Consider the following 13,418-nt stretch of genomic DNA (forward strand, 5'->3'; position numbering starts at 1 on the left):
ATTCTTCATTCTAAATTCTAAATTCTATCTGTCCTGGGGGGAACACGCACAACTCGAAAACCGCCATTGAGGTTGTTGTTGCCGAAATTGTAGCGAGTCGCACAACGACAGTTCCTAGTAACGTTGTTCCAAGAACCGCCTCGACGCACCTTGTTGTTATTCGCTTGTTTACTTATCCATGCACTACCATCCGTCGGCGCACCTTCATAATTATCATGCCAGTCATCTTCACACCATTCCCACACATTCCCGTGCATATCATATAACCCGAAATTATTCGCTACTTTAAAATATCCCACTGGTGTTGTTTGTTTTCTATATTCCCCTTTGACTCCTTCTCCATACACATCTGTACCACGATAATTTGCTAGTTCTGCTGTGATGGTTGACCCAAAATGAAATGGTGTGCTTGTTCCTGCACGACACGCGTATTCCCATTCTGCTTCTGTGGGTAGGCGATATTCATACCCTGTTTTTTTACTTAATCTGTTACAAAATTCTTTTGCATCTGACCATCTGATATTTTCCACTGGTCTTTGCCATCTTTCTATTCCTTTGTAGTCTTCTTTAAATCTCGATGGGTCTGGGTTTAGTTCTTTGTCTATTTGTTCCCATCCTGCTACTACCCGCCATTGCTTTTGGGTGATGGGATATTTCCCCATATAAAATCTTGGTACTGTTACTTCATGTTGTGGTGATTCATCATCATATCTTCTCTCTTCGTCCTCTGGTGAACCCATGCGGAATTTTCCTCCTGGTATTTCCATCAGTTCTAAATTTACCCCTTCAGCCAGTTCCTCAATTACACCTACAGCTTGTTTTTCTTGACGGTTGACTATCCAGTTAGTTTGTTTTGATTTCCGTTCTAAAGTTGCTACTACAAATTTAAAAGTAGTCTGTTTAATAATTTCAATAGTCGCTACTTCAAATTCACAGGTTTTTAATTCTGGTTCTGGAGGAGGAGGAGGTGGTGGTGGTGGTGTAGTTATTTTTGGAGGAATATATTTATTAATAGCATCAGCAAATTCAGCATATTCACCACCAATATTTTTAAAGACATCTACCGCAATATGGGCAAAGGGAAGAAGTTTATCTTGAGTATCTTGATTTTTAGGAAAATTAGCTATCAATGCCGTAAAACTGTTAACTGATAAACCAATTCTTTCACCAATATATGCAGAAACAGCATCTAAAACATTTTCCGTTTCATTAATTGCCATTGCATTATTCAGTACCTTCCTCACACCAGGAATAAAATCATAAACTCGCTCTTTTCCTTCGTGATTTTTTGGTGTGACATCTTCCAATAAACCAGCCATATAAAATTCTGCCACATGAACCGTTTTAGCTGCCTTTAAACAGGTTTTTCTCAGCAGATTAACTACAGCCATATCCACAGGTAAAGCTGCCATCATTCCTGCTAATCTTTGCGCGATGGGTGATGCAGTAGCGAGGAAATTTTTCACAATTTTTTGCGCTTTTTCGTCTTCACCTAACCCCCCATCCCCCTTCCCTACAAGGGAAGGGGGGGAATTTAAAGCCTCTCTCCTCGTAGGAGAGAGGTTTGGAGAGAGGTCATTTGCAACTTCACCTAACCCCTCAGAATTTAAAGCCTCTTTTTTCGTAGGAGAAAGGTTTGGAGAAAGATTTTCTTGTAAATATGTTAAATCAAATAAATATGTAGAAATTCTGCCATTACCAAAACCAGCAACAACTTTTGACCACAGGTTTAATATTGCTGGTTCTAAATTCAATACTGGTAAAACTAAATTTTCACGCCAATTAACAGACACCCAAAATGGTAAATTTTCTAACTCTAATTTTTGATTTACTACACCGGGTTTAGATGATTTAGCAAATATTTTTCGTCCTGATGATAATTGGGTACTATCCCATAAATTTTCAGGGAAAAATTGTAAAATAGCAGTAGGTTGAGATGTTGACCAATCTTTTAAACATTGATAAAATATGTGATTTTCCCACAAAGGAGAAACACAATCACTAACAATTAAAATTAAACCCCGTTTATCAGGATGAATTAATTCTTTATATTGATGTTTACGTTGTGCTAATTTACCTCCTTTGTAGCGACGATAAAGAGCTAATTTATTCTGTTTATTTTTATTGGTAGTAGGATTATTTTCTGTAGGAATAATCCAACAACGAATATTTCTAAAAGCACCTTGTTTTTCTAATATTTGTTCTAATTCATCTATTAAACCCTGCCAAATAAAAGATGATTTAGAATCTTCGACAACTAACTCTAAATATAACCATCTTTCCGGTGCTGGTTTAGTAACAGGAGTCCAAATATTACGCTCAATAATTCTATTAACAGTTGCTTCTTCATCTAAAATAAATCTATTTTTAGCAGCTACTTTTCGCTTCAGGGGACGCAGTGAACGAGCAATTTCTAAACTATTATCAATAGCTGGTGCAGCAGCAACAGGAAAGGGAAAACCTGATGTTTGCGGTGTTGTTTCTGATTTTTTAACTGGTTCTGTTATCTGTTCTGTATTTTCTGGTTTTTTGTCATTTACATAAGCATTGAAAACTTCTGGTTTTGAATCATCTATTTCATTTATATTATTATCATCAGGTAATCTTTCTATTGGTCTAAATTCTATAGAACCTTCTGTATTATTAGATGTTTGTTGCTCTACATCTCCCATTTTTAAAGCCAACCAAATCATATCAGCAATGTCTTCATCATCCAATGCTAAATCATCTGGTAATTTTAATTTATCTAATCGGGTGATTAGGTTTTTAATCGTGGTATAATTGGGAGAATTATTCATCTTATTCTTCTGGTTCTGCTCCCAAATCTTCTAATAATCTATCTATTAATTTGTTTTCACTAGAAATTCCATCCCGACCGTTGACAACCATAAAAATAGCATTTAATAATTGGTCTGTTGCTAAAGTCTTTTCATCTTGATTTTGTAAAAACTTGGTAATTAATTTGTCTACTTCTGGGTTATTAGTGGTTTTTGTAGCTGTTTTTTCAGTTCCTTCATTAAAATGAGCATTCACTATATTTTCTAAATCATTCTTGCTGGGTTTTTGCATTGTTAACCGCAAACAACGACGCAAAAATGGCGCGGGAAAATCTCTTTCACCGTTACTTGTTAAAATTACAAAAGGAAAGTTTTTACAGGTAACAACGCCATTTTGAATTTCTGTTTTAATATCTTTTTTAGTTATTTCTTCTGTGTCATCACTGTAAGCTGTACGGACATTGACAACAGGAACTTTTTCTTTAATTCTTTCTAATTCAGGAATGATAAATCTACCTTCTTCAAAAATACCTAATAAATCATTAGGTAAATCAATATCACTTTTATCAATTTCATCAATTAATAATACACGGGGTCTATTAGATGGTAAAAAAGCCGTTCCTAATGGTCCGAGGGTAATATATTTTTCAATAATTTTTAAATGTTGTACTTTTCGTGCTTGAGATTCTTGTTCTAAAACTTCTGTAAGCTTTTTTTGTAATTGTTCACCACTTTCATTTGCTAATAATTTTAAAAGATTCTGTTTCAGTCCTTTATTCAATTCTTGTTCTGATAATTCTGACCAATTTTGTTGCTGTTGTTGTTGAGCTTCTTGCAGTCGAGAAATAGCATCATAACTGTAAAGTCCATCTTTTAAAGTCGTGCGAGTTGTAATTGGCCAATAAAGCACTTCACCTAAGTTTAATTCCCTAGCGACAGCATAAGCAAGAGATGATTTTCCTGTTCCTGGTTTACCAGTAACTAATAATGGTCTTCTCAGATAAATTGCAGCATTGACCATTTTAATTTCTGTTTCTCGCACTTGGAAGGTTTCACCCCTGCGTTTACGTCTATTTTCCCCTGGTTTAATTTCTGTACCAAAAGGCCGCCAACTGGGTGGGGGTGGGAATTTTTTTGGGTCAATAATATCCTCATGGGGTTCGGTGTTGTTGCCTTTAAATATGTACCAGTTTGTGTTATTTGTATTCATAGTTTTTGGTGATATTTAATATTATTGTTTATTTGATTTAATTAGGGATTCATTTAATTTAGTTTTTTAAGGTATTGACAATTTCTGGTTAACTTCTTCTTCATGAGGAACTAAATCAGCATCATCGCACAAAAAATGTAAATGATGTCCGATGTGATTATCATTCTGTTTATCTCTTTGTTCATCAGCTTCTTTACGGTTTTTTGTAATTTCTTTTGACAGTGTATTTAAACATTCTGCCTCAGATATTATACCATATAAATCTGTTTCCATATTATTAATATTTTCTCTTAGCCATATAGCAAGAGGGATACCAGTAAAATATAAAATCTTCATAAATTCTGCTGTTTGATGATTTTCCAGAACACAAGTTAATCTTGCTGCTAATTTATCATCTTCTCTCAACTCATTTTTTAATTCTTTACTACTTCTTTGCAAAAAATCCAAAGGAATAAAACTATTACTTAAATTATCATATCTTTGTTGTTGTATGTTATTCTTTAAAGAATTACTCTTCTTTGTCCATCTATCCTTATAGGTTTTCTCGTCTTTACTGGTAGAAGGAGTAATACGCTCTAATAATCTAACACTTATTTGATAATAAGCTCCAAAATAGTATTCTTCCTCTTCCCTAGTGATGAGAAATTTATCTACAGGAATGATATATTGATATGGCAAGAATAATTGTATATCTCTAATTTCGCTAGTGGAATCAATCGTATTTATCACAATATCTAACAGTTGAGTAAATTTACGTTCTAAATTATCCCATGTTAAATTCTTAATTAATTCCTGGGGAAAGTTAGTATTAATTTTACGGCAATTCTTATCATTAAGATATGTATTTATATCTTCAATAAACCATGAATCAATTGTTAAATTATTACCTGGTTTTATAGCAATAAGTAAAGAATGAACATGATTTTCTCTTGCACGAAAAGCTTGCTGTTTTTGATGAATATAATTCATCAATTCATCTGCATTATTTTGATAATCTGCAATCCATGTATTTAGTGATTGCCAAAAATCAGCAAATTGATTATTATAATTAATATTCATTTTTAAATAGCAAACAAAAAAATCTAATAACACAAACCGATTATTTTCATCAGCTTGATAATTATTTAAAGTTGCTAACATTTCCACTGACTCATTCAAATCTTTATCTAGGTTTTTGCTATTAATATTAATCTTATTCTCCTTATGTAATAAGCATTTTTGATAGGATAAATTACAGATATCGAATATTTGACTATCAGTAAAGTTATTAATTTTCAGTATTGTCAGAATTTCTGCTAAGCGTAAATTGCGCTTAATTTTTTTGATTGTCGGTACTTTTTCCAAAGAATTAGTAAACCACTTTTCAAGAATAGAAGTTATTTTATAATAACCTACTTTATTATCAGTTCTGCTCAAATAGTCAAAAAGTGTATCTATAAATATATCATCATTCAAATTATTGAGGTTATCAGTAGTAATATCATTTATATTTATCCCGATAGACTGACAGAACTTTTCACGAATAATTCTGTCGCTTGTTATTTTACCGCTAAGTTTTAACAACCTCTTCAATGTTTCCAAATCGTTCAATAATTCTGAATTTAATGTTTCTAATTTGTTCATTTTTTTTACATCAATTTTCCTTTAATCCATTTTATTTGGCTAGAAATTTTTAGTGAACCTTGAAAATGCTTTTCAAGTATTTCTAATAATTTACCTACAGCTAATTGATTCTCATTTCTGTCTATAAAATCAAAGAGTTCATCTATAAATATATCATCATTCAAATTATCTAAGTTATCAGGAGTAATATCATATATATTTATTCCTATGGACTTACAGAAATTTTTACGAACAATTCTGTTACTTGTTATTTTACCACTACGTTTTAACAAATCTTTCAATGTTTCCATCTCTGATATGTCCAACTCTTTATTCTTTTGATCATCTGCATTTTGTGAAGTTTCCTCAAACTCAAACAAATACCCATCCTTATCCCCATCATGTCGCAAGAAAAGTACAAGACGATACCATTCATATTGCTTGTATTTCATGGCTTGAGAAGCAAATTTCACTGCGTCCAACAAGGAAGATTTACTATTACCTAAAACCCGATAAAACTGTTCGATGAAATCTGTGGTACTATCTTGACTAATACTAAATGGTGTAGCTACCACTGCGGGAACTTTCTGTAATAGTTTCTGGGCGACTCCATTAAATACAGAATTACTATTATGAGCTAATGCACCATAACAAGCAGTAAGAACTATTAATTGTGGTTTGGGATTGCAAATTTCAATTAAATGTGAAAAATGTTCAGCACTAATATATTCCGGTTTACCTTGTTCATTTTCAAATAAAAGAAAGCCTGAATCATCTTTGAAAACTCCATGACCATTAAAATGGATAATATCAGGTATTTTATCAGCTTGTTTACGATTATCAGTTAAATAATTTCGTAAAGTTTTATATGTTGGTTTTTGTGTTTGTGGTTCATACCAAGATAATAAACAAGCACGTCCCTCATTTTGAGCTTTTTGTAAGCTATCATTAATTAATGATTCTTGATGCAGGAGTCTATGTTCCTCTGTTTCAGATGCTTGTGATGAGATTACCAAAACTTTGAGTTTATCAATCTGACGTTTTCCTGATGGTAGTGAATAACCATCAAGTATGCGATAAGAAAAAGTAACTCTGTTTTTTGCTAAAAAATCATTACCATCATGTACTAAATTCCAAGGATATAATGATAAATTAGAGTTGCTAGTTACTCTAAAATCGTATTGGATTTGAATGTGTAAATCTTCGTTTTTACCAAGTTCTTGATATAATGCTATTTTAATATTTCCTGGAAATAAAGCTTGGTAAAGTTGTTTGCCAATATTTTCATATATTTTCAGATCATCTGGAAAAGAATCTAGCTTCTTGTTAATAGTAGCAAGATTGGATTTTCCTTGCTCATCAAAAAAGGGTCGTTTAGAATTTTCAGTGCCGTAATTTTCTGCATGGATGTTAAAAAGCAGATGATTTTCTGGATTGGGTATTAAGGTTAGCTTGAGAGTTGACATTTATTTATTCTCGTCAATATTATCATAAGGGCTTACTTGATGAGAACTTTGAAATATAAGTTCAGTATTTTTTTCAACTTTCTTCCGGGAATCTGGTGTTAACTTTGCCATTAAATCATCATTTAAAATAGCAGGAGTTAAAGTAATTCTAATAGTATGAATAGTTTCGTTATTGGTTTTTGTGCTACCGCTTACAGTTCCTTCAGCTTCTCCTAACTTGAAAAAGTCAAAAGAAAGAACATTAATTTTTAAATCAGCTTTTGCTTTACCCTCTACTTTAACTTCTTGCTCTTTAGAAACAGCTACCTGTAGTTCTAGTTCAACACTTTCTACTATAAAAACAGGATTATCTTTGTTAGTGCTTGCTAACTCTTCTTTAACTTTACTAATTAATTCACCTAAACCGATTTCATTTAATTTCTGTGACATATTCAGTACCCTGGAAATAACTGATTTATTTTATAACATGAAATCATACATCTTTGTGCAACAATTTGTAAAAAAAAGTAAGTATTGAGCTATGGTACTCGTTCATACCCAGATCCCCGACTTCTGACATCAATTTATAATTTGTGGCTACAATACACAAAAGAAGTCGGGGATCTTATCGACTCGTCTGAATTATTACAAAAAAGCGAATTTGCTAAAAATTTACCCCACCCTGGAAATTGACAGCATGGGGCGGGGTAATGTAAAATTAGTGATTTATGTGAAAGCTGACTGCTGAAAGCTTACCTGAAAATTATACTTCCGGTTCAATACCTAAAGCACGCAATTGGGCAATTAAACGTTCATTTTTTAGGCGTTCCCGTTCTGCACGTTCTTCTCCACTTAACAACAAATTACCATCTAAATCCCACCAACGTAACCAAGGTAAATCCACATTTTGATATTCACCTTGCCAAATTCCTAACTCAACTCCTAAAGCTGGAATCGGAAAATGTCCCCGTTCATTAGCTGGTAATAAGAGGCTCTGCCTCACATCAGAATCTAAACCTCTGGTTGTAAATCTAAACTATAAATTTTCTTACCTTCCAAATTGTGAAATGCCACAGTTAAAACTTCCGTTTTTCCATCAATTTTTACAGTCCCAAAAAATTGTAATCCTGAACTGGGTGGTTGATTTAATTTAATCTCAGGTGATGCAGTTTTAAACCTCACCTCTGGACCAAAAGTATTATCTAATTGGTTGGGTCCAAAATTGCCAGCATTCAGAGGACCAGCGACAAATTCCCAAAAAGGTTTAAAGTCTGTAAACTGTGCTTTATTCGGATCATAATAATGTGCTGCTGCATAATGTACATCAGCAGTTAACCAGACTACATTTTTGATATTACTCTGTTTAATAAACCGGAATAAATCAGCAAATTCCAATTCTCTTCCTAATGGTTTTCCATCACCATTAGCAGCATTTTCAAAATTGGTTTTACCATCACGTACTATCAAACCAATTGGCATATCACTAGCAATTACTTTCCAAGTAGATTTTGAGTTTTTTAATTGACTCTTTAACCAACGTAATTGGGAATTACCTAAAAACGCAGTTTCCGCGCTTAATACTGTTTGGTTATTAGGAGAGTTTTTACCCCGATAACTTCTTTTATCTAACATGAAAATTTCTAGCAATTCACCATAATTAAAATTACGATAAATGCGTTTTGGGTCTTGACTATCAAACCGAATAGGTGTATATTCTAAAAATGCTTGTCTTGCCCTCGATGCTAATAAATTAACATCCTTGATTTTGTATCTTTCATCATCTAATATTTGTCCTGGATACCAATTATTAACAACTTCATGATCATCCCATTGCACCAGTTGGGGAATTTGAGCATTAAAACGACGCACATTTTCATCTAACAGATTGTAAATATAGTTACCGCGAAATTCTTTGAGTGTTTCTGCAACTTTGGATTTTTCCTCTGTAGTAATGTTTTTCCAGATACTTCCATCCTCTAGCATTACTTCCGATTTAATGGGATTATCAGCGTAAATATAATCACCAGAATGAATAAAAAAATCTGGATTCAGTTTTCTAATGGATTCGTAAATTTTCATCCCTCCCCATTCGGAATTAATTCCCCAACCTTGACCAGATGTATCTCCAGACCAAGCAAATAATATATCTTTTCCCTTTCCCTGGGGTGCAGTTTTCAAATGTCCTATAATTGGGGCGCTGTAAATATGAGTATCCGCTAAATCTTGAAAAGTAACACGGTAAAAAATATCTTGTCCAGATGGTAAGTTATTCAAATATGTCCGAGCCGTAAAACCCGTATTTTCCGCAGCAACTTGTCCTATAATTCGGCGACTATTGCGGAAATTCTCGTTAGTAGCATATTCTATAATCATCCGGGAGTTGCGATCGCTCTGACTCCAAATTACGGCGCTATTGCCGTTAATATCCCCACTAGCAATCCCGTAAGGGATGGAAGGACGATTTTTATCTAATGTAATCAAGGCTGATGTTTGCGCTAAACCCGATTTTGTCCACAGGTTTGTCCCTATTACACTACCAGTAGTTATGGCAGCTTGTATTAAAAATTGCCGACGTTTTAGTTTTGGTGAAATGTGTGATTGCATAAATTTAAACTTCAATTGTTCATGACTACATAGATTTTAATTGAATCAACATCATAAATACAATATCTGAAACGATGCAATTACCTACCAATGAAAGCGAAAGGCTAAAAATACTATATGAATATCAAATTTTAGATACACAATCTGAAGAAACTTTTGATGATTTAGCCCAACTAGCTGCTGATTTTTGTGAAACACCAGTTGCTTTAATTAGTTTAGTTGATGCTGAACGGGAATGGTTTAAATCAAAAGTTGGTGTCACAATCTTAGAAGTTCCTCGAAATTTAGCTTTTGGTAGTTATACTATTCTGGAAAATGAAATATTTATTATTGCCGATATATTGCAAGACCAAAGATTTATTGATCATCCTCTTATCATCTCAGATCCGTTTTTTCGATTTTATGCAGGAGTTCCTCTAATTAATTCTAGTGGTTTTAGCTTAGGCTGTTTGAGTGTGATGGATTTTGAGCCACGAAATTTAAGTATTAAAGAGCAAAAAGCCCTAAAAGCTTTAGCAAAACAAGTAATTAATTATTTAGATTTACACTGGAAAAAAGCTAATAATAACAAAGAAAATTATGAATTTCTAAAATTAGTATTCCAGAGTATACCCTTAATGATTGCACTTAATGATGTCAATGGTAAAGTACAGTGGGTGAACTATAATTTGGAGGAAACTCTAGGCTGGAATTTGCAAGAATTTCAAACCCATAATGTTCTTGCAGAATTATATCCTGATGCTGAATATCGTCAGACTGTGATTGATTTTATGCAGTCTGCACAACCGATTTGGCATGACTTTAAATGTCAATTAAAGAATGGTAGTATATTAGATACATCTTGGACTAATGTGAGACTTATCAATGGTCAAACTCTCGGTATTGGCCAGGATATTACAGTCCGCAAGCAAACTGAACAAGCATTTCAGACTCAAGCAGAACGGGAACAATTAATGCGGACTGTTTCTCAACGTATTCGCCAATCTCTGAATCTTCAAGATATTCTGAATGCAACTGTTAAAGAAGTACAAGATTTATTACAGGTTGATAGAGTGCTAGTTTATCAGTTTGCACCAGATATGAGTGGTAAAATTATGGCGGAATCAGTAACACCTGGCTGGACAGTTTCTTTGGATGCTGAAATTAACGATATTTGTTTTCAATTAGGTGCAGGATTGGGTTATTACCAAGGAAAAAAACGAGCAATTCCTAATATTTATACAGCAGGACTTACAGATTGTCATCTTCATTTATTAACGCAATTTGAAGTAAAAGCTAATTTAATTGTGCCGATTATCATAGAAAAAAGTGGGGAATCTTCAATCTCTTGTCTTTGGGGTTTATTGATTGCTCATCAATGTTCAGCACCGCGTGATTGGGAAGAAAATCAATTAGATTTATTGGAACAACTTACAGTACAAATTGCGATCGCTATTCAACAATCTACCATTCTTCAACAAGCTCAAATTGAAATTGCTCAACGACAAAAAGCAGAACTAAAACTCAGAAGTGCATTAGCTGAAAAAGAAGTGCTTTTAAAGGAAGTTCATCATCGAGTTAAAAATAATTTGCAGATTGTTTCTAGTTTATTACAACTCCAATCTCAAACACTCAAAGACCCAGAAATTATCAAAGCTATCCAAGAAAGTAAGAATCGGATTGAGTCCATATCTCTGATTCATAAAAACTTATATACTGCGCCCAATATTGGCAAACTTGATGTTGCTGATTATATTAATAATCTAGCAGCAGGGTTGTTGATATCTTATCAAATAAAACCTGATACAATTAATCTTCACACTAAAATAGATTCAGTTAATTTAAATGTTGATGAAGCTATTGCTTGCGGTTTAGTTATTAATGAACTAATTTCTAATTCTCTGAAACACGCCTTCCCAAACAACCAAAATGGGGAAATTAGTATTCATTTATATACTAACAGTAGTAATATTGAACTGATTATTCAAGACAATGGGATTGGTCTGCCAACTGGTTTAAATTGGAGAAACACTAATTCTTTAGGTCTTTCATTAGTTTATGACTTGGTTACAGAACAATTAGAAGGTAATATTATTGTAGAATGCAATCAGGGAACATTATTCCACATTCAATTTCCACAATTAACTTTACATAAGTAGGTTGGCGTTAAAAATTGTCTTTGGGGCAAGGGAACAGGGAACAGGAAGAGAGTTTTGGGTGATTTTACTTTTCTTCACATACCTTTAAATTTTTATGTTCACATACTTAAATCAATAGCAAATGGAGCAAGCTAAAATTCTAGTGGTCGAAGATGAAATAATTGTGGCTAGAACTATTGCTAGTCAATTACATCAATTGGGGTACATTGTTACGGGTACAGCTTCTTCTGGGAAAAATGCCATTGTTAAGGCGTTAGAAACTCAACCAGAACTAGTCTTAATGGATATTATCCTCAAAGGCGAAATGGATGGGATTAATGCTGCTGCTGCTATTCGTAAGCAGTTAGATATACCCGTGATTTTTCTCACTGCTTGTGGCGATGAGCAGACTTTAGAACGGGCTAAAATTACTCAGCCCTTTGGTTATGTCGTCAAACCATTTACTATTAAAGATTTACGTATAGCTATTGAAATAGGTTTATCACAACATAAATTAGAACGTGAATTAAGAGAAAATCGGGATCAATTAGCAACTCTGTTAAACTGCATGAGTGATGCTGTAATTGCCACAAATCATCAGGGAATTATAACATTTATGAATCCCGCATCTGAAAAAATAACTGGCTGGCAGCAAACAGAGTCCTTGGGAAAAGATATCTCCAATATTTTTCAGATTATTGATGAATCTACAGAGCAGGTAAGAGAGAACCCTGTGATTAAAGTCTTGCAAGAAAAACAGGTTGTTTATTTAGATGAATTTACATCTTTAGTTACCAGAGATGGCAAAAGAATACCAATTGGTAATAGTGCTTCACCCCTGAGACGACAACCTCATGCAATTAGTGGCGCGGTAGTAGTATTTTGGGATCTGAGCGAACGTCGTCAAAAAGAGTATCTAGAACAAGCTTTGGAAAAAGAGCAAGAACTAAATCGTCTCAAATCTCTATTTATTTCTACTGTCTCCCATGAGTTTCGTAATCCTCTGGCTATGATTCAAACAGCAGTAGAACTCATAGAAATGCAAGGAACTAAGTTAACAGCAGCTAAAAGAAACACTTATTTAAGCCGAATTTATGGTGCTATCCAATCAATGGAAAGACTTATGGAAGATGTGCTTTTTATGGGTAAAGCTGAGGCTGGATATCTGGGTTATAATCCAGCCCCAATCAAGTTAGATAAATTTTGTCGAGAGCTAATTGAAGAATTTTCTCTGATTAAAAATAGCTCCCATCAAATTGTTTTCAATTGTCATCTTCACAATCCCGATGCTGTGATGGATGAAAAATTATTACATTATTTATTTATAAATCTGCTTTCTAACGCCGCTAAATATTCTCCTCCCGAAAAGGAAATTGCACTTAATCTCACAGGAGATTTAGTCAATGAAACCGCTATTTTTCAAGTTAAAGACCAAGGTATTGGTATTCCTGAAACAGATCAAAAGCAGATTTTTGATTCCTTTTATCGAGCTTCAAATGTGCAATCAATTCATGGTAATGGACTAGGTTTAGTGATTGTGAAAAAGTGTGTTGATGCCCATAATGGTCAAATTGAAATCAACAGTCAATTAGGCAAAGGGACAACATTTACTGTCACTTTACCGTTAAATTCAGTTGTGAGGGCGAAGCATTCGGTGTAGGGG

The 13,418-nt window shown here is 33.7% G+C and carries 8 protein-coding genes and 1 pseudogene; 2 read left to right on the top strand and 7 right to left on the bottom strand.

Annotated elements, in window-relative coordinates; translation table 11 throughout:
- Nucleotides 1–17 precede the first annotated feature (17 nt).
- The 7 genes and pseudogenes from VB694_RS00635 to VB694_RS00665 form a co-directional block, all read right to left on the bottom strand.
- Nucleotides 18–2,798 (bottom strand): formylglycine-generating enzyme family protein, encoded by a 2,781-nt coding sequence (locus VB694_RS00635; protein WP_323358377.1) that lies wholly within the window; start codon nucleotides 2,796–2,798, stop codon nucleotides 18–20.
- Between the two features lies 1 nt (nucleotide 2,799).
- A complete protein-coding gene (locus VB694_RS00640; protein ID WP_323358378.1) occupies nucleotides 2,800–3,987 on the bottom strand; it encodes a MoxR family ATPase in 1,188 nt (395 codons plus the stop codon).
- A 66-nt stretch (nucleotides 3,988–4,053) separates the two neighbouring features.
- Nucleotides 4,054–5,610, bottom strand: coding sequence for a hypothetical protein (locus VB694_RS00645; protein ID WP_323358379.1), 1,557 nt, complete (start codon nucleotides 5,608–5,610; stop codon nucleotides 4,054–4,056).
- Between the two features lie 5 nt (nucleotides 5,611–5,615).
- On the bottom strand, nucleotides 5,616–7,055 hold the full coding sequence (locus VB694_RS00650) for a CHAT domain-containing protein (protein WP_323358380.1): 1,440 nt from the start codon (nucleotides 7,053–7,055) through the stop codon (nucleotides 5,616–5,618).
- Complete coding sequence (locus VB694_RS00655) at nucleotides 7,056–7,484, bottom strand: trypco2 family protein (RefSeq protein WP_323358381.1); 429 nt, start codon at nucleotides 7,482–7,484, stop codon at nucleotides 7,056–7,058. It lies immediately after the preceding gene.
- A 313-nt stretch (nucleotides 7,485–7,797) separates the two neighbouring features.
- Nucleotides 7,798–8,022: pseudogene (locus VB694_RS00660) on the bottom strand (Uma2 family endonuclease); the annotation flags it as partial.
- 23 nt (nucleotides 8,023–8,045) lie between these two features.
- Nucleotides 8,046–9,638: an alkaline phosphatase D family protein gene (locus VB694_RS00665; protein ID WP_323358382.1), complete on the bottom strand. Its 1,593-nt coding sequence runs from the start codon at nucleotides 9,636–9,638 to the stop codon at nucleotides 8,046–8,048.
- Nucleotides 9,639–9,712: 74 nt separating this feature from the next.
- Here VB694_RS00665 and VB694_RS00670 point away from each other — a divergent pair, with 74 nt between their 5' ends.
- Nucleotides 9,713–11,776, top strand: a complete 2,064-nt coding sequence (locus tag VB694_RS00670; protein ID WP_323358383.1) for a GAF domain-containing protein — start codon at nucleotides 9,713–9,715, stop codon at nucleotides 11,774–11,776.
- 121 nt (nucleotides 11,777–11,897) lie between these two features.
- Entirely contained in the window at nucleotides 11,898–13,415 is a 1,518-nt protein-coding gene (locus VB694_RS00675; RefSeq protein WP_323358384.1) for an ATP-binding protein, read from the top strand.
- Nucleotides 13,416–13,418: the final 3 nt, after the last annotated feature.

Source organism: Anabaena sp. UHCC 0451 (genome assembly GCF_034931405.1).
Lineage (GTDB): Bacteria > Cyanobacteriota > Cyanobacteriia > Cyanobacteriales > Nostocaceae > RDYJ01.